The sequence below is a fragment of the Vibrio sp. Y42_MX_L11 genome, from assembly GCF_024181785.1.
In the GTDB taxonomy this organism is placed as follows: Bacteria; Pseudomonadota; Gammaproteobacteria; order Enterobacterales; family Vibrionaceae; genus Vibrio; species Vibrio diabolicus.
The window spans coordinates 107511-131640 of the sequence record NZ_JAMZAP010000013.1 but is presented as its reverse complement, the minus strand read 5'-3'; the positions used below and the strand labels follow the sequence as shown (position 1 = coordinate 131640).

The 24130-nt window shown below is 43.3% G+C and carries 27 protein-coding genes and 2 riboswitches; of the genes, 3 read left to right on the top strand and 24 right to left on the bottom strand.

The window, feature by feature from the left end; all coding sequences use genetic code 11:
- Positions 1–75: 75 nt before the first annotated feature.
- From NL643_RS14595 to NL643_RS14580, 4 genes are all read right to left on the bottom strand, one after another.
- Positions 76–1089 carry an adenosine deaminase gene (locus NL643_RS14595; protein WP_253644678.1) on the bottom strand — a complete coding sequence of 338 codons (1014 nt, stop codon included), beginning with the start codon at positions 1087–1089 and terminating at the stop codon, positions 76–78.
- A gap of 89 nt (positions 1090–1178) precedes the next feature.
- Positions 1179–1278, bottom strand: a riboswitch (purine riboswitch).
- A 250-nt stretch (positions 1279–1528) separates the two neighbouring features.
- Entirely contained in the window at positions 1529–1669 is a 141-nt protein-coding gene (locus NL643_RS14590) for a PA3496 family putative envelope integrity protein (protein ID WP_005396335.1), read from the bottom strand.
- A gap of 50 nt (positions 1670–1719) precedes the next feature.
- A complete protein-coding gene (locus NL643_RS14585) occupies positions 1720–1929 on the bottom strand; it encodes a hypothetical protein (RefSeq protein WP_053807947.1) in 210 nt (69 codons plus the stop codon).
- Between the two features lie 240 nt (positions 1930–2169).
- Positions 2170–2379: a cold-shock protein gene (locus tag NL643_RS14580; RefSeq protein ID WP_005396336.1), complete on the bottom strand. Its 210-nt coding sequence runs from the start codon at positions 2377–2379 to the stop codon at positions 2170–2172.
- Between the two features lie 391 nt (positions 2380–2770).
- On the opposite strand from NL643_RS14580, the gene NL643_RS14575 reads away from it, so the two are divergent.
- On the top strand, positions 2771–3619 hold the full coding sequence (locus NL643_RS14575; protein ID WP_253644677.1) for a pirin family protein: 849 nt from the start codon (positions 2771–2773) through the stop codon (positions 3617–3619).
- Positions 3620–3762: 143 nt separating this feature from the next.
- Here the strand turns inward: NL643_RS14575 and NL643_RS14570 are convergent, their stop codons facing one another.
- The 10 genes from NL643_RS14570 to NL643_RS14525 all read right to left on the bottom strand — a co-directional run bounded on the left by NL643_RS14570 (position 3763) and on the right by NL643_RS14525 (position 12883).
- Positions 3763–4611 carry a patatin family protein gene (locus tag NL643_RS14570; RefSeq protein ID WP_253644676.1) on the bottom strand — a complete coding sequence of 283 codons (849 nt, stop codon included), beginning with the start codon at positions 4609–4611 and terminating at the stop codon, positions 3763–3765.
- 387 nt (positions 4612–4998) lie between these two features.
- Positions 4999–5337, bottom strand: a complete 339-nt coding sequence (locus NL643_RS14565; RefSeq protein WP_006741201.1) for a hypothetical protein — start codon at positions 5335–5337, stop codon at positions 4999–5001.
- 633 nt (positions 5338–5970) lie between these two features.
- Complete coding sequence (locus NL643_RS14560; protein ID WP_005373685.1) at positions 5971–6402, bottom strand: YccF domain-containing protein; 432 nt, start codon at positions 6400–6402, stop codon at positions 5971–5973.
- A 217-nt stretch (positions 6403–6619) separates the two neighbouring features.
- Positions 6620–7552: a Gfo/Idh/MocA family protein gene (locus NL643_RS14555; RefSeq protein ID WP_193448252.1), complete on the bottom strand. Its 933-nt coding sequence runs from the start codon at positions 7550–7552 to the stop codon at positions 6620–6622.
- 123 nt (positions 7553–7675) lie between these two features.
- On the bottom strand, positions 7676–9331 hold the full coding sequence (locus NL643_RS14550) for a phosphoethanolamine transferase (RefSeq protein ID WP_114323387.1): 1656 nt from the start codon (positions 9329–9331) through the stop codon (positions 7676–7678).
- 22 nt (positions 9332–9353) lie between these two features.
- Positions 9354–9710 (bottom strand): diacylglycerol kinase, encoded by a 357-nt coding sequence (locus NL643_RS14545; protein WP_012842368.1) that lies wholly within the window; start codon positions 9708–9710, stop codon positions 9354–9356.
- 143 nt (positions 9711–9853) lie between these two features.
- Positions 9854–10246 carry a glycine zipper family protein gene (locus NL643_RS14540; protein WP_253644675.1) on the bottom strand — a complete coding sequence of 131 codons (393 nt, stop codon included), beginning with the start codon at positions 10244–10246 and terminating at the stop codon, positions 9854–9856.
- A 117-nt stretch (positions 10247–10363) separates the two neighbouring features.
- Positions 10364–11659, bottom strand: coding sequence for an ATP-binding protein (locus NL643_RS14535; protein WP_006741195.1), 1296 nt, complete (start codon positions 11657–11659; stop codon positions 10364–10366).
- Positions 11659–12372 carry a response regulator gene (locus NL643_RS14530; RefSeq protein WP_005396348.1) on the bottom strand — a complete coding sequence of 238 codons (714 nt, stop codon included), beginning with the start codon at positions 12370–12372 and terminating at the stop codon, positions 11659–11661. Before NL643_RS14530 ends, NL643_RS14535 begins: the two co-directional genes overlap by 1 nt.
- 214 nt (positions 12373–12586) lie before the next feature.
- Complete coding sequence (locus tag NL643_RS14525) at positions 12587–12883, bottom strand: isoamylase early set domain-containing protein (protein WP_005396349.1); 297 nt, start codon at positions 12881–12883, stop codon at positions 12587–12589.
- Positions 12884–13167: 284 nt separating this feature from the next.
- Here NL643_RS14525 and NL643_RS14520 point away from each other — a divergent pair, with 284 nt between their 5' ends.
- Both NL643_RS14520 and NL643_RS14515 read left to right on the top strand, forming a co-directional pair.
- Positions 13168–13548 carry a hypothetical protein gene (locus NL643_RS14520; RefSeq protein ID WP_031780538.1) on the top strand — a complete coding sequence of 127 codons (381 nt, stop codon included), beginning with the start codon at positions 13168–13170 and terminating at the stop codon, positions 13546–13548.
- 84 nt (positions 13549–13632) lie between these two features.
- Positions 13633–14232, top strand: coding sequence for a thiol:disulfide interchange protein DsbA/DsbL (locus tag NL643_RS14515; protein ID WP_005373667.1), 600 nt, complete (start codon positions 13633–13635; stop codon positions 14230–14232).
- A gap of 70 nt (positions 14233–14302) precedes the next feature.
- Here the strand turns inward: NL643_RS14515 and NL643_RS14510 are convergent, their stop codons facing one another.
- The 10 genes from NL643_RS14510 to codB form a co-directional block, all read right to left on the bottom strand.
- Entirely contained in the window at positions 14303–14548 is a 246-nt protein-coding gene (locus NL643_RS14510) for a hypothetical protein (RefSeq protein WP_005373664.1), read from the bottom strand.
- A 151-nt stretch (positions 14549–14699) separates the two neighbouring features.
- Entirely contained in the window at positions 14700–15143 is a 444-nt protein-coding gene (locus NL643_RS14505) for a DUF3429 domain-containing protein (protein ID WP_253644674.1), read from the bottom strand.
- A gap of 10 nt (positions 15144–15153) precedes the next feature.
- Complete coding sequence (locus tag NL643_RS14500; RefSeq protein ID WP_253644673.1) at positions 15154–15699, bottom strand: glutathione peroxidase; 546 nt, start codon at positions 15697–15699, stop codon at positions 15154–15156.
- A 104-nt stretch (positions 15700–15803) separates the two neighbouring features.
- Positions 15804–16460, bottom strand: a complete 657-nt coding sequence (gene ribB / locus NL643_RS14495) for a 3,4-dihydroxy-2-butanone-4-phosphate synthase (RefSeq protein ID WP_253644672.1) — start codon at positions 16458–16460, stop codon at positions 15804–15806.
- A gap of 113 nt (positions 16461–16573) precedes the next feature.
- Positions 16574–16714: riboswitch (FMN riboswitch) on the bottom strand.
- 104 nt (positions 16715–16818) lie between these two features.
- On the bottom strand, positions 16819–17436 hold the full coding sequence (locus tag NL643_RS14490; RefSeq protein WP_253644671.1) for a triacylglycerol lipase: 618 nt from the start codon (positions 17434–17436) through the stop codon (positions 16819–16821).
- Positions 17437–17553: 117 nt separating this feature from the next.
- Positions 17554–19407, bottom strand: coding sequence for an MFS transporter (locus NL643_RS14485; protein ID WP_253644670.1), 1854 nt, complete (start codon positions 19405–19407; stop codon positions 17554–17556).
- Positions 19408–19553: 146 nt separating this feature from the next.
- Positions 19554–20312 (bottom strand): helix-turn-helix transcriptional regulator, encoded by a 759-nt coding sequence (locus NL643_RS14480; RefSeq protein WP_253644669.1) that lies wholly within the window; start codon positions 20310–20312, stop codon positions 19554–19556.
- A complete protein-coding gene (locus NL643_RS14475) occupies positions 20313–20951 on the bottom strand; it encodes an HD domain-containing protein (RefSeq protein WP_253644668.1) in 639 nt (212 codons plus the stop codon). It abuts the gene before it with no gap.
- Between the two features lie 261 nt (positions 20952–21212).
- On the bottom strand, positions 21213–22490 hold the full coding sequence (locus tag NL643_RS14470) for a cytosine deaminase (protein ID WP_253644667.1): 1278 nt from the start codon (positions 22488–22490) through the stop codon (positions 21213–21215).
- A 9-nt stretch (positions 22491–22499) separates the two neighbouring features.
- Complete coding sequence (gene codB, locus NL643_RS14465; RefSeq protein ID WP_005396361.1) at positions 22500–23738, bottom strand: cytosine permease; 1239 nt, start codon at positions 23736–23738, stop codon at positions 22500–22502.
- Positions 23739–24130: the final 392 nt, after the last annotated feature.

The following is a 24130-nucleotide window of genomic DNA, read 5'->3' as shown; positions in this document are numbered from 1 at the left end:
TGCGGTTAACCACAGAGCTTTTGTAAGGTTTTAACACCTAAGTGTTTGACCCAAGATGTAGCACTGATGGCTTTATTACAACGCTTCATGCTGACTTACGTATTGACTAACGAGATGGCGATACTTCGCTTTCAACTCATTATCGATGAAGCTAGCATCAATCGCATTCATTGTGAATTGAGCTAGTTCATTCTTACTCATTGGGTGTGCGTTGTTGACGGCTAAAAAGTTATCTGTCATGTAACCACCAAAGTATACCGGATCGTCCGAATTAATTGTCACAGCGACACCTTTGCGCAGTAGCTCGACAATATTGTGATCTTTCATATCGTCAAATACACACAATTTAAGGTTCGATAATGGACATACCGTCAGTGGCATTTTGCTTTCAATTAACGACTCGACTAATGCTTCATCCTCAACACAGCGAACACCATGATCCACGCGGCTGACGTGAAGCATTTCAATTGCATCGGTAATGTTTTGTGCGGGGCCTTCTTCACCTGCGTGAGCAACAGTCAGTAAGCCTGCTTCTACCGCTTGTTTAAATACTCGTTTGAACTTAGCTGGTGGATGGCCTTGTTCTGAAGAATCTAGACCGACACCGATGATCTTATCACGGTGTTTCAGAACGGCTTGCAGAGTCTCCATAGCGCTTTCTTCTGAAAGGTGACGGAGGAAACACGCAATGATTTGTGAAGTAATGCCGAGCTTCTCGTGCCCATCTTGTAGTGCGCGGGCGATCCCGTGGATAACGGTGTCAAAGTCAATACCGCGCTCTGTATGCGTTTGTGGGTCAAAAAAGATTTCGGTATGAATAACGTTATCCGCTTTACAGTGCAGTAAGTATTCCCAAGTGAGATCGTAAAAGTCTTGCTCTGTACGCAAAACATCCGCCCCTTGGTAATAAAGGTCAAGGAATGACTGTAAGTCTTCGAACTGATACGCGCTGCGTAGTTCACTCGGAGAAGAGTAAGGAATGTCGATGCCGTTTCGTTGTGCTAACTTGAAGAGAAGTTCTGGCTCAAGTGAACCTTCGATATGTAAGTGCAGCTCTACTTTTGGAAGACCTTGAATAAATGCGTTCATATTCCACCTTATGTGTATTGTGGATGCAGTTACTCTAAGAATAGGTATAGATAAGAATAAATCGAACGCTATCACAAAGAGTAAGACCCACGATGATCTCAACTCTTCGTAATCAGCACTTTGCGGGAACTGGTAGAGACCCCCAAACCATATCATTGGGGTTATACGAAGCAAACGAGGCGATTATACGCAAAATTCTCAATTTGGCTATACGCAAATAACCTAGTTGTCAGTAGTCGAAGGGTTTTTCTAAGAAAAGTAACTGGCAACCGTATAAGTCACTTGGGTATAGAGGAGCAAATTGGCTTTTAAGCGTGAACGAGGCTTATCGTGTTGTTATAAGTGAGGAAAAAGAGTGAGGCTTCGTTTGAGCAAAGGTAGGTGGCGGTACCTTGCACAACGATGGAGCAGAGAAAGCACTGAGAGAGTCAAGGGTAGCTTATAGATCAAATAACTTGTCAAATTCTCTTTGTTCCATAATGTCTTCTATACGGCGTCGCGTTTTTTGTTTTACCGCCGCCGCGTTTTGCTCAGACTCTTTCTTGTCTTTTTCTGCTTGCTTCTTACTTTTTCTAGCCATTGGATACCTTCCAAATTAGTTGCATCATTCATTAATGCATGAAAACTGAATTAGTTAACAGTAAAACTTCCTAACTTTGAACCTGAATCACAGAGAATAGTTCCAGATTGCGTTTTCTCACAATATTCAAAATCGATCATGTAGCTATGAGAATGAAGCTTAGGTAATACGTGCCTTCGTAAAATATCACCATTTAATTGATGTATTTTAGCGTTCCAAGAGGTGTGAGGTTGTTCTAGATTAAATTCAATTTCTAACATTTATTCTCCTGTTTCTTAGTGATTTTGTCTTTGTTAAGTAATTGATACCAATGCCTTTGACGGCCTGTTCTTTTTGAGGACATGATTTTTCCTATAAATAATAAATTAAGCAGTACTATCCTATTTATTTTAGGTAGCACAAAGCAATGCCTGATATTAGGCTGAGTGATTAAAGTGAGAATATTTTTGAAGGAGAGAGATTTGGTGCAGCATGGGCATGCTACACCAAGAAAAGCAGTCTTATAGAGGAGTTACTTCAGTCGCTTGAGGACCTTTTTTACCTTGCTCTACGTTGAAGCTTACTTTCTGACCTTCAGTCAGTGTTTTGAAACCGTCAGAAACGATAGCGTTGAAGTGTACGAATACATCTTGACCACCGTTGTCTTGAGATAGGAAGCCAAAGCCTTTAGTTTCGTTAAACCATTTTACTGAGCCGTTTACTTTAGACATAAAAATACCTTTGAATTAAACATTAAAATTTGAATTTGTTTTGTGGATCTTTTCTAAGCTATTGAATGTTCAATCAAGAGGAAGTTGTACGCAGGTGTCTGAATTGGGGGATTCAAGATTTTACTGAGAGGAAACTTAAACTAAATGTTGCATTAACAGCTCTCTTCTAAGAGCCAAGGCCTACTATACACCTTGTTTAGGAAATAGCTACACTTATTTTTAAATATATTTCGACAGCTTGGATTAGTGGGCTGTTCGAAAAATTTGAATAAGTAGCTCAAATAGCAAGGCTCATGATTATTTTTCTTCAATCTAAAATAGAACCATATCGATAACCATGGCTGAACATGCGGTTTGCAAGCGGCCACAAAGGTAAACGAGGAGAAATAGTATGAGTACATTCAGAGAAATTCGTCAGCTTATTCAATCACAACCCACTGCTGATGGTGACGGAGTGAAAATTCGTCGAGTAGCAGGGTTTAATAATGCAAGTTTTTCTCCATTTTTGATGATGGATGAACTTAAGTCTGACGACCGTGCTGATTATGTGGGTGGCTTTCCTCCTCATCCGCATCGCGGCATCGAGACGCTTACTTATATGTTGAAAGGTCATTTCCAGCATCGTGACCACATGGATAATGTTGGTGAGCTTCGTTCTGGTGGCGCTCAATGGATGGCGGCAGGAAGAGGCGTCATTCACAGTGAGATGCCTATTATGCAGGAAGGTGAATTGCATGGTTTCCAAATTTGGATAAACCAGCCTGCGAAAAATAAGATGTCACCGGCTCAATATCATGACTTTCAACCTGAAACGATAACGGAATTCGAAACTCAAAGCTCGGGCGTTGTGCGCTTGATTGCTGGTCATCTGACTATAAGCAACGAACGTATTAAGGGGCCTCTAACAGAAACAGGTGTTGCTGCCACGGTGGCCGATTGGAGAGCGATGGTTGGTAACGCTTTGAATTTGACCACGGAGCAAGACCGCAACATGATGATCTACGTTTACAAAGGTCGTATTCAGTTAAAAGATCGTGAGATCAATCAAGGCGAAATGGCGATTCTATCGAAAGGTGAATGGGTTGAACTACAAGCCGAAAAGGAGTGTGGTGCTCTGATTTTTATTGGCGAACCAATCAATGAACCAGTGGTTCACTATGGCCCTTTTGTAATGAATAGCATGGAAGAAATAGAACAAGCAATCCAAGACTACAATTCAGGATTGTTTGAAACCTACTAGCGTCAACATCCTAACTCCCTTTTCTGTGAGTAGCGCAGTTATCAACAGTTTTGAGCCTGACTATTGGGCTCGACCAGAAGCAAATACGATAATCCACTGCCATCGAATTTGCGTTAGCCACGTCTAATCCACGTGGCTTTTTTCTACTTCTGATTCCATCGCATGATGGCTTCTTTTCCTGCTTCAATACCTAACTCATAAGCTTGACGCAATGGTACTGGCGAGCGACTCAATCGTTTTAATTTAAATGATTCGGGAGGACACACTTGGATGATTTCGACTCCCGATGGTGGATTGTCGATCAGTGCTAAAGTTTGATTGTAGCGAACTTTACGCGTCAACATCGGCTCAATTAATCCTGGCGTTTCTTTCAACATCCGTTTGGTTAGCGCGCTGAACTTTCCTTTCGGCTTTTGATAGCTAGAGGGTTGGCTGCGTAAAACCATAATCTTTTTGGCTCCTCGCTTTATTGCTTCTGCGACAGGAAGTGCATCAGAAACCCCACCATCAACGTATCGGGTGCCGTTCAGTAAGACACCATTTCGGTAAAGCACGGGAAGCGCGCTGCTGGCTTTCATTGTTTCTGCGAGCTCGTCGACATTAGGAGTATGGTACTCGGCTTGGCCATTGTCTTGACGTGTTACGCCTAAAAAGAAAGGTCTCGAATCCGCTTTTAGTGCGGACTTGTCGATACCAAGCTCTTCGAGAGTGACGTTCCACATCCAATCTAAGTTCATCATATCGCCGCCACGTAGAATCTGAGATGGTGAGATGAATTCTTTCCTTAAACTGTAATCGAGATAGATTTTTAAGTTGCGCCCGGGCATTTTAGCTAAATACGCCGCCAAGTTACTTGCGCCCGCCGATACGCCCCAAAAGCTATCAAATGGAGAGAAATCGTTAGCGAGAAAATGATCGAGTATGCCGCAAGAAAATACACCTCGCATCGCCCCACCTTCGACAATCAATGCACGCTCTCCTACTTGTTCCATCACTGTGTTCCATTCTTTACCTATTGGATGAATAGAATGCAGCTTAACGCATAACGGTTTTATACCCAAGTGGCCCTAAGTGCTAGGGCATCTCCTTAAGTAAAAGAAAAGGGCATCGATGGATGCCCTTTTCATATTAAGCCTAGGGAGTTACAGGTTATTGAGCAGCTCATTTAGTGAAAGCACACTGAATAAATATGTCACTCCCACACAGAAAGCGGCGCCTGTAATTCCGATACTGATCGTTGTTGTAATTAAAAGAAGTGTCATCTTAGACATACAAGATCAAACTCCTTTTTTATATTTAAGTGGGGCGTTGTGCGTCTGGTTATCGTTTTGAATCATGATGCAAGCGCCCTAAGTTTATTGTTCTAATAAAAGTGATGATCACTTGTCAAAAAAGCAGATAAATAGCACCCAAACTGTCGTTAATGCGAGCAGCGGAGTGAATACTTTCTGTATAGAGGCGCCATCGGTTAGGTTGTAGATTTTGATGGATTCGTTATAGAACGCCCGCTTGAACGCCTTAAAAGAAATATCATTTTTCACATGAGATTGTTCATAGTGTAGGTGTGCTGCGTCTGATAGTTGGTATTCTAAGTCTTGGAGTTCGTACTCTTTGTTAAGAAATGCCTCCCAAGCCGAAAGACGGGCTATCGTTTTTGGAGATTGATTACCCTTTAACTTCTCTAGGCGTTTGGCATAAGCAGCTTGATATTTATCCACGGTGTATTCCTGTCTGAATAGACGTTGAGTTAGAACATTTGTAAAAAGAAAAACGAGCAAAAAAGGGGCTTTACGTTCTATGTCTGTGATAAATGCTAAGGAGCTCAATGGTCTATTTCTCTGATGTCGCGAATAATATTGATTGAACTTAAATGCGACAAACAAAATAATTTACTCAAGATAACAACGAATATTTGTTGCCTTTTAAAGAAAAGCGATAGTGATGCGAAGTGGTGGCTTTGATCGGGAAGAAACCCGCTTTCGTAACGGCTTACGTTTATTGAGAAAAAGTAAACGCTGGAACTATCGCTGGATTGGTGTGAGTTATTTATCGTCAAAAATCATTAATATCAACTATGCTTATAGTTCGACTTTTCGTAAATGAACTCAATTTAGAGGAGCGGAAATAATACTGATTTTTGAGCGTGGGTGAGCTTGGAGGGTTAAGCTAATCCATTGATTAATAAAAAAGTAAAGTAGTACAGAGCTAGGGTGAACTTCAACTTAAAGGTGACGGTATGGATATACAATCAACCATTATTGAATATACGATAGCGATAATAGGCTTACTTTTGACGGGAGTTGCCCTCTGAGCAATACTGCCCAGAGGATAGAAAGTATATTGGCTGTTTGTTAGCGGTTGATATTGTACCGAGCCATTGCAGCTTCTTCTGACGACACAACCGTTTTACCAATTGGTGCGAGTGAAATAACCGCAAGCTTCAGGTGTTGGAGTGCAAACGGAATACCAATGATGGTTACAAAACACGCTGCGGCGGAAAGTACGTGACCGATTGCTAACCAAAGGCCTGCAAAGACAAACCAAAGGACGTTACCGATAACGCCTAGAGGGCTCGTACCAATGTCCATTTCATTGGTCAATTCATCGCGTGAAATGGCTTCTTTTCCGAATGGGAAAAAGGAAAAATTACCCATAACGATACACGCACGCCCCCAAGGTATTCCGATGATGCTAATAAAGGCTAAGATACCGAAAAACCACCATAGCAACCCCATAAATACGCCACCAAATACAAACCAAATGATGTTACCGAGTGTTCTCATTCTATTTCCTTTACTCTTGAATATGACGATGCAGGTTCCTGAGGGTATAGTAATGTAAAACTAGAACCACTCCGTTAATAAACGTGATCCGTTCCCTCATTCACTTGCTTGATAGAATAGCCGCATAAGTATTAACAGAGAATGAATGACTCTCTGAAGCTACGTTTGTTTTAGTATAGAGCGTAATACTCGATTAAGCACATAGCCAAGAATTAAGCTACCTAGAGGTAACTTTCTCGATATATTGACAAATTTGCTCTGCTAACTGATGGCTAGCAATGTTGCGTTTCACTACTTCACTAGCGATTTTTCCAGATTCAACGACGCTAAACCAGTCGAGCAACATCGCATGAAAACCTTTGCTCGTCAGCATTGGCGTCCAATCTTTCAAATTGATTTTTTGCTCTTGGTTCGCTTGCCATCGTTTCCCTTCAACGAAAGAGTCGAATTCCACTGCTTTGTTAGCATAACAAGCTTGAACGCGCTCCACAGTCACACCGAAGTGACGATTCATCGAAGCGTGGAGTAAAGTATCTCCGTGTTGCCACTGAATATCTAAACGCGCCAATTGGTCACCCTCAAGCTGATGCGTTATGTAAGCCTCTTTTAAATCGGTTTTGGCTGTCACGTTAATACTGTCTAATGGGTGAATAAAATCATCAAATATAAAGGTACGAATATCGCCTGGTAGTTGGTGACGGTTCTTTTCCCAGCGTAGCGATTTTAGGTCAGAAATGTTGCCTTGCTGTACCTCTGGCATGTGTTGGTTGTAAAGCGGAATATGACGTCGGTTGAAGCCCACATAAAGTGGTTGTTTTTCTTTTTCGGCAATATCGTACAGTTTTTCCACGTCATCAGCATTGTCCGCTAATGGTTTGTCGACAAAGGTTGGGATTCCATGTTGCAAAAAGAATGCTGCGATTTGAGGATGTACGCTTGTTGCCGCATGAATCATGACAGCATCTACGCCAAAGTGCAGAAGCTGCTGGTAGTCTTGACAGGTCTCTGAGATTCGATATTGCTTAGCCAGACTCTCAAGTGCATTTGCGTTGCGGGTACAAAATACAAGTTCGATATTTGGAAGCTGAGTGATAACGGGAAGGTATGCTTTCTGAGCAATATCTCCTAAACCAATAATACCAATTTTCATCCTAGTCCTTATTTCGATGTATGGATGGCAGGTTGTAGTATAACGCTTGGCAAGCTGATGAGTTTAAATGCCTTGTTAGAAAAGAGCCTGACTCACATTTTGAGTCAGGCTTTGTTGGTCTACTTAGGAAGTCGTGCGGCAATCTTTGAATATATCCAACTTGCCGTCGTAGGCTTGGGTTTGTACATCCATAACGCCTAATAAAGAGTGGAACACGTTATCATGTGAGTACTGGCCTGCCTTTTGCGCTTCATTCGACAAACAGTCGGTGTTGATTTGTTTCACTTGCTTAAAGCCGGAAGATAGCCACATGAGCAAAGGAACACGTTTTTGGAAGTCTGGTGCAAGGCCGTAAGGCATGCCATGTAAGAACAATCCGTTTTCGCCTAATGATTCACCATGATCCGATACGTAGATGAGAGCGGTATTATATTGAGACTCTAATGCTTTGAGTTTGTTGATGGTTTCTGCCAACACAAGATCAGTGTAGCGTATCGTATTGTCGTACGTATTCACGATTTGTTCGACGCTACAGTTTTCTATATCTGCACGTGGGCAGTCTGGTTTGAAAAACGCTTTGTCTCTAGGATAACGCTGGAAGTAGGTAGGACCATGGCTTCCTATAAGGTGCATGGCGACAACGCGATTGCCGTGCATATCCGCAACTTCTTGATCAAAGTGATCTAACAGCGCCATATCGTAACAGGTTTGACCGTTACACAGAGGACTTGCTTGCTTTCGGTTCACTTCAATTTTCTTGATCTTGTGGGCGACTTCTTTGTCTCCGCCATCATTTTCTTTCCAGATGAGGTCAACTCCAGCGCGCTGCATGATGTCGAGAGCATTATCTTGGTTATCTGCCTTGGTCCGTTCAAACTCGCTTCGCGTGAGCTGAGAAAACATGCAAGGCACAGATACTGCAGTTGCAGTGCCACAAGACGCAACCTCTTGAAATGAAATTACATCCAGCTTACTGGTGTAAGGGTTTGTCTCTCGCTTATAGCCATTGAGTTGGTAGTTCTGTGTTCGAGCGGTTTCTCCGACAACAAACACCAGTAGTGTCGGCTTGTTCTGTGCTTGCTTTACTGCGCTATCTGACTGCTTTGCATCGATTCCAATCTCGCGATACGGCTCTGGCGTGGTGAAGTATTTCTCCTTTACATACCCAGTCGCGCTGTAAACGAATTGAGTGGGAATAATGATTTTTTTCAGATAGCTGTTATTGCGACCGACAGATGCATAGTCTTGGTAGTAAACACTGGCAATAACAGCAATTACTGCAAGAGATGACAACATCGACACCAACTTCGTGAGAGAAAAATACAGCAATTGGTGGCGCTGAGATTGCAACTTGACCTTATAGACAATCATCGCAGGGACGCCCCCCATAAGTAGCGTCCAGATGACAGAATAAGTACTCAGGTAAGAGCTTGCCTCGCTCGAATCGGTTTCAGCAATATTAGCAATCATTCCAGAATCGAAAAGTGTGCCATAGTTGTAACTTGCGTAGCTAACCATACTCGAAATTATGAGCAAAGTAATAAAGAATGGTTTTCCAACCCAAGGCCAACTAAATAAGTTAAAAAGGAAATTGAGCGCGGCAAGAAAGAAAATGGGTATCGTAATAATAAAACCAATTTTGACATTATCTAGGCTTGAAAAAATACCATTCAGCTCTTTGTAAATAGGAATGTTTACAACCAGCGCGAAATAGAATGCCAACAAGAAAGTAAAGGTAACGTACGAGATACCTTTCTGTTGCAAATTATGTGTCTTCATAAGTAAATGTCTTGAATCAAAATTAGAGCAAGAACGAAGCCCAAACAAAAAGGGCAAGAGTGAGCGCAACAAATACTGCAGCCGAGCCGATATCTTTGGCTCTACCACTGAGCTCGTGCCAGTCATCGCTAACACGGTCGACAACCGCTTCTACGGCGGAATTAATAAGTTCGACGATCAGGACCAATAACAGGCTACTGATCATCAGTACTCTTTCAAATGTGGTGACTGGAAGGAAAAAAGCACAGACGGAAAGCACTAAGGCTAGAATCAATTCTTGTCTGAAGGCGGCTTCGTATTTCCATGCGGCTTTCAATCCCTGAAATGAATAGCCGGTCGCATCCATGACACGGCGTAGACCTGTTTTTCCTGGCTTCAAAATATGACCTTACTACAGCTTAATAATTTAGATTGTGCATCTATCCAAACGATGAGATGAGACTAATCGTTCTTGCGTGAAACATTTGTGAATGGCATTCATCACACAACGATATAGGGTTTGAATAAGAAAAAAGAGTTGAATTAATCAAGGTCGTAGACGGTATAGCCTTTATTCTGAAGGCATTTTCGCAGTACGAGAGATTGTGTCTTGGTGGAGTCATTGCTTCCACTCAACGCTCCGGCCCCAGCCCCTACAGAACCGCCTGCAGCGGCACCTACAGCAGCCCCACCTATCCCGCTTTCTAGCGCTCCAGCTGCTGCCCCAATTAGTGCACCTGTAACTGCGCCATTAGCGGCTTCAGATTTTGCAGCTTCCGCTTTGTCTACGTTGTCCGCATACCCTTGGCAATAAAGAAAATCTTGTTCATATTTAGCAGGATCAACATTGGTCATGTCGACAACAGGCTTTTGATTATAAGTACAAGCGCTAAGAGTAGAGGCAAGCGTCATAACCAGAATAAAAGGTTTGTACATGAGTATTATCCATTTGTTCTGTGAATTTATGGATTAAATGTACACTGTTTTATTGTTGGGCTCTGTCGCTGGAGTGTATTGAAGTGTCGTCTTCTGTAAAGGAGGAAAGACGTTAACTTAACTGTCTGATTTTGGAAGACGAAGTGTGAAGCAAGCACCACCAAGTGGGCTATGAGAAATCGAAACCTCACCATGTTGAAGTTCCATTATCTGCCTGACGATCGCCAAACCGAGCCCAAATCCACTCGTGTTTTTGTTTCGGGACTCATCCGCGCTATAAAATGCTTCAAAAAGGTGAGGCCAATGCTGCTCTTCTATACCTATACCATCATCATGTACATGGATTAAGCAGCTTTGCTGATCACTTTTTATCTCAACCATAATTTGAGTATTTGCGTATCGCATTGCATTGCGTAGCAGATTATCCAAGGCACGTTTTAGCAGTTTTGGATCGGCGAATGCGCGCGCGTTTTCAGAGTTTGTTTCATTGAGTGAGATTGATAATTTGGTCTCTTTTTGCCATCTCTGTTTTAACTCACTAACTAACTTGGCGAGTGCTACGTTTTCTGTTTGCAACGCCGTATCTGGGCGTTCCATTTTGGCGTAATAAAGCAACTCTTCAACCATGTCTTCCATCTCGTCAATGTCCTCGACGATACTACGTACATGCTTTTTCTGTTGTTCGGTTAATGTAGAGTCCGATAACAAGTCAGCTTGCCACTGTAAACGAAAAATAGGAGTGCGTAATTCATGCGCAACTGCATTGGTCAGCATTTTATTACTAGTGATCAGGCGAGAAACTTTGTCAGCCATCGTATTAAAGCTTTTGTTCAGCGTTCCAACGGACTTGGCACTTGAGGTGCTTGCTCGTGCTTTGAAGTTGCCTGAAGCAAACTCTACTGTGACTCTTTCTAACTCACGAATTCGACGACTCAAAAACCAGATCAGCAGTATGCAATACAGAGCAAATCCGGCTAAAAAGAATAACCATACAATGTTGTCATCAAAGTTAATCGCCTGAATAACTGAGCTATCCGGATCATCGATCATTTTGAAAATAGGGGTGTCCGCATCTAGGCGGAACCATATATCCCTTTCTTCGTCGTAAGCAACGTTAACAGAGGTGTCACTTTCAAATGCTTTTCTGATGTCCTCTGGAAGTTCTTCGAGCGTGTGAGGAATCAACAAGCGATGGCTGGACGTGGCAAATTGCTCAAGCTGTTGCTGAGTGTATTCTAGTCCGTGCTCTTCGTAGATAGGATAGATAAGATCGTGGAAAGCTTGACCTTCTTGCTCTTGTAGCAGGTAATCGTAATCTGTGTTGATCTCATAGACTAAGAATTCGTAACCCCACAAACTCACCATAAATAGAATGATAAGACCGACAAAGCTTTCCAGATAAATCCGTCTCATTATTCATTCCATGCATCAGGCATAAATAGATAGCCTTTGCCGCGAACCGTGATGATTTTTTGTGGAGAGCAAGAGGCATCGCCTAATTTTTTTCTCAATGTCACAATACGGTTGTCAATGGTGCGATCTGTACCGTCGTACTCAATACCACGTAGTGTTTTCGTTAACCACTCACGTGAGAGTGTTTTTTCTGCGTGTGTTGCGAGAACCCATAATAAATCGAACTCACCGTCAGTCAGCGCAATTTCTTCCTGGTTCATGACGCATGATTTACGTAATCGGTTTAAACACAGTACTCCAATTTGTAGACCGTTTTCGGACTCGGTAGAGGCTGCCTCTTTTCTTCTCAATAGCATGCGAATGCGTGCCAGCAGCACGCGAGGTTTGATTGGCTTGGTAACAAAGTCATCGGCGCCAATTTCTAATGCGGCGACGTGATCGAAGTCGTCATCACTCGCTGTCAGCATCAACACTTTGCCTTTGTAGCATTCACGGATTTGACGACATACGCTCAGGCCGTCTTGTCCAGGTAGCATCAAATCTAACAAAACCACGTCTGGCTGTGTGTCAATAATCGCTTCGGGTGCGTCTGTCCCGTTGTCGATACATTTGACCTGGAAACCTTGTTCAACAAAATACTCTCCCAGCATAGCTTGTAATTTGGGATCGTCTTCCACGATGATTAAAGATGGTTTGACTTGTTGTGCGTTCATTTGAGTGATGTATACAATATTTAATATCACTGGAACTTAAACAAATTTACGAATTATTTCAAATAAAGCTTTCTCAGAATAAGGTTATCGGATGAGTTGATTCGATAAATACCCCAAGTAATGATTCAAACTTAATCATTAATCACATTATGAAGAGGCTAAAAAAGGCGCAACTGCTGCGCCTTAATATGGAATATTAGAGTGAACTTACGTTTTATTCGGTGGTGCACACGACGCTGTTGTCGCTGCCAAAAGCATTGGGAACATAAGCGTCGGCTTGAGGATCGTTTTCCCACTTTGCATCATTGAGCAAGTAGCGGAACTGAACATTCTGCTCTTTAGGTAAGCGCGTTTTAAATTTAAATTGACGGCTTTTCTTCACTAATTTCATCGGTTCTGGCTGCCAGTTGTTAAAATCCCCAGCAATATGGATGGAGTCCCACTGGTCTTTATCTAGCTCGAACGTGACTTCAACTTCATCTTTTGTCTTAAAGAATCTCTTTTTAAGCATTGATCTTTCCTTGTTCGTACAAAAACTGTTCTAACTATTACTCGTGTTTCATAACGATTTCAAGTTTTATCGAATTGTCGCTGGTATCAGGTGAAGAACTATCTAAATGATGAATAGCTTAATCGCTATGAGTTCTTGTGAGAGGGGAGCGGTATTGAGAAGCCTCAAGGATATGGAACCGTTAACGTACCAAGTTTTTAGGCGAGGCGGAACTCAGAGTCCGTATCTTGAAGTCAAACCGTTATCATGTATTATCTTAAATCACCATTTTTGTTGATGTAGCTATGTTGAAGTTTAACCGTACATTGTTGACCGCGATAGTTTGTTTAGCCGCTATGCTTTTGAGCAGTGTCGCTCCTATGGCGAAGGCTTCAGCCCCGGTGAAAACAATTGAAGTACGCGATATTATTGTTCAACAGGCTGCTCTGCACAAACAACTTGGCGTCAATGACGACTGCGTAGAATCACATCACGATGAGTCAACTATCAATAAGGTGCAACAGTCTCACACGAGTTGTAGCTCTTCCTGTATGGTCAAAATTCCCGCCAACTTATCTCAAAACGACTTACTGCTTCTTCCTTACAGCCTTGCATTGATTGATAGGCCTTTAGTCGAAAAAGTAGTGACAGTGATCACCAAGCTTTATCGTCCTCCGATTGTTTAATTCCTCATCTCAAATTACTTGGGGTTTCCCCCCTTTTTACCAAATGAAATGATTTGGCATTTGAATGCCACAAGGAAATAAACAATGAAAAAACTACTTGCCTTATGTAGCGCACTTTTACTGACTTTTACCGCTCACGCAGCGCAATTTGAAGAAGGGAAGCACTACAAAGTTCTGGATGTTAAGAAAGCATCGAAACCTGTTGTGACGGAATTCTTTTCTTTTTATTGCCCACATTGCTACAAGTTTGAGTCGCTTATTGAGCGTTTAAAACCTGCTCTGCCAAAAGAGGCAAAGTTTGAAAAGGTACATGTGGGATTCATGGGCGGAGATATGGCGATTCCGATGGCCAAGTCCTACGCGACGATGGTGTCGCTCGGGGTTGAAGATACAATGATTCCTGCCATGTTTGCCCAAATTCATCAAAAGCGACAAGCGCCAAAAGATGAAGCTGAGCTGAAACAGCTCTTCGTTGATAATGGCGTAGAAGGTAAGAAGTTTGATGCGGCGTACAACAGTTTCGCCGTAAACTCAATGCAGAAAGGTTTTGATAAGCAATTCTCTGCTAGCACGTTGAGAGGGGTTCCGGGTGTGGTTGTGAACAATAAATACATTGTTTTGGCCAACGAAATTCGTACTTACGACGAGTACAATCAATTAGTTAATTACTTATTGACGCTGTAACTATAAATAGCATTGATACTTAAAAATGGCGACGGTAGAGTCGCCATTTTTTATGCTTATCACACTCGTATTATCTAAGAACGCTTGTACATGCTTGAGTCGGAACACTAGTCATAAATATGGCATGCGGATAAAACAAGCTAGCAGCAGTGATTGCAACATTACATGGCTGAGCAATCGTGGTTTTAATCACATTGGTAAGCACGGCGCCTGTATTATTTACTGTTTGAGCGGCGGCTTGTTGTGCCTGGTAAGACACGCAACCTGTCGTTGCATTGATCATCGCAGTGCTAAACAAAAGTTTGCGAAAAAACATATTCATATCCTTTGTGAATGCTTTGAATTGCTTATATGTGGATTGATTCATAAATGAAAAAAACAGTGTTCAAAATATGTGTGCATTCACGAAATGAACATTGTTTTATAAAAAGACGTTTTTTTGTGATCTTAATACTGGACAGACCAGGTTATGAAACTAAAGTCAATCCGTGCATTACGATTACGCCGAAGGTCAGTTTGCTCCTCATTCCTTGATATCCCTTGGGCTCGGCGTCTTGTTCGACTTTCCTCACGAGCTTTTCTGCATACCAAACAGCAAGGTACCCAATTGCTAAGAGTAGGGTTGCGACTGCGTAATGTTTGTGGCCCTGCAGTAATGCGCCCCAAGCCAGTAAGACAAAAAGGTTGCTGAGAATTAATATATTTCGGCTAAGGCGGTGGTAGTAATGCTCAATGCCATTACCCCAAAGGATGCCGGATAAAAAACTTAATATAACGGCGCTATATGCGATGAAAAATTGCTGACCACTTAAATTGAAGAGTGAGATGTCAGTGAAAATCAGCCCTAAGCTAAACACAAATGGAACCAAGCCTAAGTAACCGAGTTGTAGCATGGTTGAGCGTGTTGTCATGGTCGTCACCTTACAATTGTTGCTCTATCATATTGGTAAGCGTAGTACTTGTCGGTGAAGTGGAGCTTGGAAAAGTAGCAATAACTTTGCCTTCGGAGCTAATTAGAAACTTATAGAAGTTCCATTTTGGTTTGATGCCAGCTTGGTTAGTAATCTCGCTGAATACGGGGTTTGCATCTACGCCTAATACTGAGGAGCGAGCCATCATTGGAAAGGTGACCCCGTAATCGAGATAACAGACTTTCGCTGTGTTTGTTTCGCTTCCTCTATCCTGTCGGAAGTCATTACTCGGGAAACCGATAACGGTGAAGTTTTGCTCTTTGTAAGTTTGATAGAGGGTTTCTAACTGTTCGAACTGAGGAGTGAAGCCGCACTGGCTTGCTGTATTGACGACTAGTAGTGTCTTTCCCTTAAAGCTTTCGCATAGATTGACTTCTTCTGTTGAGTTTAACAACCTTTGCTTACCTTGAAGAATATCAGGGCACTCAGATGCAAGAGTAAGCGAATTCATGGAGATAAAGCCAACGAGAGCGACGAGTTTCAGTAATCCTTTCATGGTGTTGTTCCCTTTGTTTTCAATAAGTATAACTACTCAAGCGCAAAGAGGATCGATCAAAAAAGCCGCACAAATGCGCGGCTTTTTTCAGAGCTGGGATTTAATTATGCCAGTTTTAATTCGAACTGGTTGCGGTACATCACCATGTCTTCAATCGTCAGCACTGGCATGTTGTGCAGGCGACCAAGCGCAACGATCTCTGGTGCTTTTGCCATCGTGCCATCTGGGTTGGTCACTTCACATAGTACGCCAGCGGGTTGAAGCCCTGCCATTTGCATCAGGTCAATCGTACCTTCTGTGTGACCACGGCGAGTCATTACACCACCTGGACGTGCGCGCAGAGGGAATACGTGACCCGGACGAGCAAGATCTTCAGGTTTCGCATGCGGGTTTGCCGCCGTTTTAATGGTCGTCACGCGGTCTGCTGCTGAAACACCCGTTGTTACACCAACCTTCGCTTCAATAGAAACCGTAAATGCGGTTTGGTTTGCGCTGTTGTTGTTTACTACCATTGGAGGCAGTTCCAGTTTGTCTGCTTGAGCATCTGTTAAGCACAAACAAACGATGCCGCTACATTCGCGGATCATCAATGCCATTTGCTCGTTAGTGAGGTGCTCGACTGAATAAATGATATCGCCTTCGTTTTCGCGATCTTCATCATCAAGAAGTAGTACGCCACGACCTTCTTTTAAAGCGATAAGTGCGTTTTCAACGCGAGTAATTGGGTCGCCGAATTCGGCAAGTAGTGATGACTGATTCATGGTTAACTCCTAAATTTCACCAGAATCAGGGCGGTATGAGAGATCGTCGTAAAATACGATCAAAAAGAAGTGCACCAGCACTCTTAGCAATCTGACTCGCTATGCTGGTGTATTCTTATTCTCTTTCATCCGGACTATAACCGTCGGCTCTGGCATCTCACCAGATCTGCTGACCTCGACGAATCGAGCGCTCGCGGGCTCACTTGAAAAAGTATACCGCCGGTGGGGAATTTCGCCCCGCCCTGAGAACAATTAAAAATGTGCCACTTCATCCAAGTTGTGAGGAAGTGGAGCTAGGATAGTACTGCGAACTGAATAGCTTGGAAAGTCGATTCCATCTGTATGATGGAAAAGTGTGCTATCGACGGAAATAATCTGTGCGAATAAAGTGATCAATCTGCTGTGGCACGAAGGTGTTGTAAATCAGGCTCGTATGCGTTTGCTTCACTTCGATATGATCTTGCATACCGTCCAGTCTTGTCTCTTCTACGGTAACCGTACCGTCCGACATGGTGTTGTCATTACGGATCAACAATGGGCGAGCGCCAATCGGCATCGTTCCTGCGATACTGCCGAGCTTTTGAGGGAAATCCCAAGCGTCATCATGTTTGTTTAATCCGTGGTGTGGCGAATTGCCTAAAATTGCACCCAATCCGAGATCTTGAATTCGACCTACAATGGACGCGCCTTTAAGAGGCGAACCGATAGCGACAATATGAGAGATCAAGCTGGTGCTCGGTTGTCTGTTGGCGAGATAGCGCTTAATCATCAAGCCTCCCAAGCTGTGCCCCACGAGCACGTTTGCGGTCAGTGGGTTAAGCGAATGGTCAATAGAATCAAACAGTGAAGACTCATCGATAGCAACAGTGTTATAGCTGAGTACTTGCGTTTCGTATCCGAGCTTTCGCAGCTTTTGGCTAAGAGGCTGCATGACCAGCCCATGCATATAAAGACCATGTAAGATGATGATTTTCATAATACCTCCTAGATTTATGACGTTGTAGATATCCTACTCTAATTAACAAAGAACTACTTGTGCTTTGTTGTGCATATTTACGTTTTGCTGCAAAGTTTGATCGGTAAAGCAAGCATATCAGCCCAGTAAATCCTGTACTTGTTGTTGCAATTGATGACGATTTAAAGAAGCTGGGCTTAACACGTCACCGATAACAACGTCCACTTTTGACCAAAAACGAGTCGGTCGTTTTGTGAGAGCATGTCCGCCTTTGTGGCTGAAAAAAGAACCCCAAAGCCCTTTTAGTGCCATAGGGATGACAGGTACAGGATTACGTTCAAGGATTTTTTCCACACCAGGGCGAAACTCACCCAATTGACCGTTAGACGTTAAACGACCCTCAGGGAAGATACAGACAACTTCACCGTCGTTAAGTGCTTGTTCAATCTGTTCAAATGCTCGTCGATAAGTGTCGGCACACTTACGTGGAGAACAGATCGGGATAACACCTGCATGACGGAAAACATATCTAAGAACAGGCAGCTCGCTGATGGACTTGTCCATCACAAAACGAACCGGGCGAGTAGAGGTTCCCATCAAAATCAACGCATCGACATAGCTAACATGGTTAGCCACGATTAACGCAGCACCTTGTTCAGGAATATGTTGGCGCCCCTTTACTGACACACGATACATACAATGGCTGAGTAAATAACTGATAAAGCGTTGTGTAAATTCCGGTACTTGACGATAGACATAGATTGCCACGAAGAAGTTACCTATTGCCATCATGGCAAACAGTTCCACAATAGAAAGTTCTAGTACGCTGAGTGCAACGATCGAAACCAAAGCAGACACCACCATAAACAACGCATTCATGATGTTGTTAGCAGCAATGGCACGTGCACATTCACCTTTGTTTGAACGCGATTGGATGAACGCATAAAGAGGAACAATAAAGACACCGCCGCTTACACCAACAAGGAACAGGTCAATCATGACGCGCAGATGTTTGGATTCAGCAACGAAGTTTTGCACATCATAAAAGTGCACCGGAAGTGATGGATAACTTGGGACTGCCCATAGCAAGTCGACGCCAAAGACTGTCAGACCAAGGATACCGAATGGCAAAATACCAAGCTCAACGTGGTTGAAAGAGAGCTTTTCACACAACCAAGAGCCTGTCGCGATACCAATGGAAAACAATGCCAACAGTAAAGAAACGACAGTGCTGTCTGCAAACAAATGTTCACGCGCAAAGTTAGGGAATTGAGTCAGGTAAGTCGCACCCATGAACCAAAACCAACTGATGGCTAGAATAGACATCCAAATGCCTCTCTGTTTTTTTGCCACTTTTAACGTGTTTTTTAAACCAGAAATCGGTTCAAACTTCGCTTTGTCAGTCGATTGGCTAGGCATCGTTGGAATATTCACACTGCTCATAAACCCAAGCAAAGACAAGGCAATCACGACACAAGAAGCAATCAAGGTACCATTAGGAATGGCTAACAGCAGGCCTGCGCTAAGCGTACCTATAAGAATCGAAAGGAACGTGCCCATTTCAACCCAAGCATTTCCTTTAACAAGCTCATTTGGTTTGAGCGCTTGTGGTAGCAAGGCGTATTTTACGGGACCAAAATAGGCCGATTGAGTGCCTGTCATAAACAGCAGAACCAGCATCAGCATAGCACTTTGGGTCGCAATAGCGGTTGCTGCGCAAGACATGATAGTCAGTTCGATGAGCTTTAGACGTCGGATTAATTTGGCTTTGTCCATGCTGTCAGCGACGGCACCAGCATGCGCAGAGAATAGAAAGAAAGGTAGGATGAATAAGCCTGCTGCCAAATTAACAAATAGATTAACGGATATTGGTAAGTTATCAATTTGGCTGTAAGTCACCATCAATAACAGAACGTTTTTGTAGATGTTGTCATTGAGTGCGCCAAGGCATTGCGTCACAAAGTAAGGAAAAAAGCGTTTTGAGAAAAACATGCTGGCCCCGATTAAACAAAGTCGAATGAGATAGGAGCACTTTATGCTCAATGAACGATTAAACCAGCTTTCTCTTTCAAGTGACGTTGCATGCCACCAAAAGTAACGAAATTCGTTACTTTCATTTCCATTTGTTTATTGAGTTACTAATTTCGAGACTTCTGAGTGGATTTTCTTTCCCATGGTTCAAACAGAGGGAACGTCCAGCGACGCATCGCAATAATCAGAGAGGTGCCGTGTTTCTCGTCCATATCGAGAGAGCTATCACTTTGGCAAGCCTGATAAAACTCATCGATGACCTTTTGCAGTTTCTGTTGCAGCTTCTTGTTGGTTGGTACGCTCATCAATCCTGTTGCCATGGACAACTGTTCATCTTCACCAGAAAAGTAGCTTTGGAAAAAGGCGTCTTGAACTTGCTGTTGGAAGAACCGTTGAATAGGGCCGCCCATCTGCCACTTAAATGTCGGAGATATACGCAAACGAATTTTGTTATTTGGCTGCAAGTCGATGATGTTCAGACGATCCAACTGAGCCAGCTTTTGCACCAGTTCCAACTCATTGAAGGTGTATTGCTGAACGATTTGTTCAAACTGATAGCCATTTACAACACAGATTGCCACGAGTAGCAGGGCTTTATCGTCAACCAACTGCTTTTCTTGCTCTAACGTTAGCGACTCTAGGCCTTTATTGTGCGCAGCCGCGAGCTTAAACAGTTCCGCCATTTCTAAACCAATCAATTGGCAAATGCGTTCTAAGCGTTCAAGGCTAATATGTTGACCTTCAGCGAGTAAACGTTTGACGCTTCCTTCACTTAAATCAAGGTGTTGTGCAACATCGGCATAATGCAGCCCTGCTAACTTTAGTTGGCGTTTAAGCTCTTTAATTAACGTACAGCTTTCTGACATTTACGCTGTTACCTCGTCGTGTAACTGCTCTAGGTACGTTTGCATAAAGGTTTTGCGTTTTTGCGCCTCGCGTCTCGCTGACTCCGTGTTCATGGTTTCAGCGATTTTGAATAACTTGGTTTGAAAGTGATCCAGAGTGAATTGTTTATCGTTAAGTTCACGTTCTTCGGCAAATATATCGCTGTCGTTGTAAAGTTGCGCGTTAAATTGAGTGCTGACTTGAATGCATCGCGTCACGCCAATTGCGCCTAAAGCGTCCAGACGGTCGGCATCTTGGACGATTTTGGCTTCCAACGTATTTGGCCTGATGTTTGCGCTAAAGCTGTGTGCCTCTATCGCATGAGCAATGGCATCATGATATTGCTGCGGATAATCGATACTCTCTAAAAATGCGACCGCTTTTTTGGCTGCGATGATTGAGCTCTCTTTGCGATTTGGGTGATCTTTCGGATAAGTAAAGCAATCATGCAAATAGGCAGCCGGTAATACAATCGCGATGTTTGCATTTTCTTCTTCGCAGAGCTGCTTTGCTGTTTTGACTACGCGCTTTACGTGTTTAAGATCATGAGCTGCATCGACTTGCATCTCTTGCTGCATAAATTCCAAAAATTGCGATTCTATCTGGCTTAATAAGGTCATGAGTTATATCTACAACTAAAGTGAAGGCAGAAGTATGCCGAACGCAGAGAGGAATTTCCAAGTTCGATAGTGTAATTGAGATTTAGCCATCAGAACCTTATGCAACTTAGTGGGTATCGGGTCATCTTAAATAGCATTTTTGTGCGTTCGGTTGGCTACTCAGGTCGTAAGACACAGAACAGCAGTGACGTTTGCCAATAGCAAAAGGGCCTGATGATTTCGTCAGACCCTTTTTCGTTTTAGTCGGTATTTTTACGAACCTTAGCGCTTGAACGTCACTTGCTCTGCTTGTTCAAGATGAATATGAGTCGTCGCAGGCAGTGTTTCTGCAATCACTTTACCGTGACGAACAGAGTAGCGAACCGGCACTTGGCGACGTACGGCGTCAAAACCATTTTCTGCAGGAAGAATCAGTAGGCTACCTGGTTTGCCTTCTTCAATGCCGTGCTTGTCTTGAATGTTCAGTGTACGTGCTGAATTGGTGCTGATCAGATCCAGTGAGTTGTTGATTTGGTCGTAACCCATCACCTGACACACGTGCAGACCCATATGCAGCACTTGCAGCATGTTTGCTGTACCAAGTGGATACCATGGGTCGAATACGTCATCGTGTCCAAAGCAGACGTTGATGTTGGCATTCAGCATCTCTTTCACTCGTGTTACGCCACGACGTTTCGGATAATCATCAAAACGGCCTTGTAAGTGAATGTTCACCAATGGATTTGCCACGAAGTTGATACCGGACATGCGTAGTAAACGGAACAGGCGAGATGCGTATGCGCCGTTGTAGGAACCCATCGCTGTGGTGTGACTGGCCGTGACTTTACTTCCCATATCGAACTTGTGCGCTAATGCTGCCAGCGTTTCAACGAAGCGAGATTGTTCGTCATCAATTTCATCACAATGTACGTCGATCAGACGGTCGTATTTTTGCGCTAACTCGAATACGTAGTGCAGTGATTCAATGCCGTATTCGCGTGTGAATTCAAAGTGTGGAATCGCGCCAATCACGTCCGCACCTAATTTGACGGCTTCTTCTAGTAGCTCTTTGCCATTTGGGTAAGAGAGAATACCTTCCTGCGGGAAGGCGACGACTTGGATATCTACCCACTCTTTCATCTCTTCACGCACTTCTACCATCGCTTTTAGGGCAATTAGGGTAGGGTCTGAAACATCTACGTGAGTTCGAACGTGTTGTACACCGTTTGCGATCTGCCATTTTAAGGTTTGTTTTGCGCGCGTTTTCACGTCTTCAATCGACAGCATTTCTTTGCGCTCAGCCCAACGTTCAATACCCTCAAACAATGTGCCAGAGATGTTCCAGCTTGGCTCGCCTGCGGTTTGCGTTGTGTCTAAGTGGATGTGCGGCTCGCAGAAAGGCGCCACCGCCATGCCGCCTTCAGCATCGATGGTGTCACCGTTATGATTAAGCTCCACATCGTTGCTTTCAATGCGCTTGAATTGACCATCTTCAATCAAAATTTGCTGCAGACCTTCTTGTCCTTTTAGCGTTACGTTTTTGATCAGTAGTGTTGTCATGATGGTTCCTTACGCTGGCTGTGTAGCCAGTGCTTTTTTGTTAAGAATAGGATTAAGAATCAGGAAGCTAATTGCGCCGCCAAGTACAGCGTTAATCGGTACTACGCCAGGAAGGAAGTGTCCAGCACCAACGCCAATCGCTACAGCGATAATGCCAGCCCAGTTTACGCTTTGGAACTGGGTGGCTTCAAAGTTTGCGTAGCGTTTACGGTTCGTGAAGAAGTCAGCGATGATCACGCCGCCAATCGGTGGAATTGCCAACGATAAGAAGGTTAGCCAGCCAACAAAGTTATTGTAGAGCCAGAGAGCGCAAAGTGTGCCAACAAGCCCGTTCGCCATCGAGATGTATTTACTTGGTAAGCCTGTGATGTTGGAAAATCCAAGACCCGATGCGTAGAGCGCGTTGTCGTTGGTCGTCCAAATGTTTAATCCAAGTACGATGATGGCGGGAATTAATAAGCCTTGCGCAATCATCACTTCAGAGATGTCTGATTGACCAGTCACCGACGCACCTGCTGCGCCAAAGATAAACATTAACGAGTTACCGATGAAAAATGCCACCATGGTGATCATCACGGCGCTGCGCGGCTTTTTGCCAAAGCGCACGAAATCTGCCGTTAATGTACCAGCACTGACAAAAGAGCCGACAACCATCGCGAGAGCTATTGAAAAATCGAGTGGCTCGGTTGGTTGAACCTGTTGTAGTTCGCTAATACCGCCAACGCTATTTACTGCCTCGATGACAGAGTAGCCGCCAAGTAGCGCAATGGCAGGAACGGCAATTGCTGACAACACCATCAGTGCTGAGATGCCAAAGTAAACGGTCGCGGTCATGAGCAAACCGGAGACAAGGATCAAAGTATTGGTATCGATGTCCGTTGCTTTATGCACCGGAATCGCAAACATCGCGACACCAACTCCAAACCACCCAACTTGAGTACCACCAAGAAGAGCAGAAGGAAGCCAAGATCCTTTAGAACCAAAAGAGAAACGAGCAAGAAGGTGAGTGGAGAGACCAGTAGAAGCGCCGATGTAACCGAGGAAAGAAGTGTAAATACCGAGGATTAGGTTACCGATGAGAACAGCGAGGAAAAAATCATTAAAGGAGAGCCCAGTACCGAGAGAACCCCCTGTCCACATACTTGCGGAGAAAAAAGTGAGTCCTAACATCACCATGGTTAGTGATGCCACGCCTTTTCTGGCCGTGTTGGGAACTGGTCCAAGACTGTAGTTATTGTCTCCAGCCATTATTACCTCCGCACATTGAAACGTTAAATTATAGCACCTGGTTTTCAGGCAAACGGCGCGTATTATCGTGATGTAAATTTAATAGTCAATGATAAAATTGCAATTTAAACGTTTGCTGGATTTTTGGTGTCTATTTTTTCTTTTAATAACAATGGGTTGATTTTTAAATTATAAAAGTGAAAAGTTTATTTTTACGTATTTTCCATGACTTATAGGCAGGTTTTCTATGTGAAATGAGTGTTTTGAATTGCCATTTGTTTTTATGGATTAAATTTATCTATAACTCTGGATTGCTCAGTCGATTTCTATGAAAAGAAAACGATTTCATGATGAGATTTTTGGTTTGGACGTTATTTGTTCTTTTTTGAGGTGTGTTTTCTTGGTTTTATTTC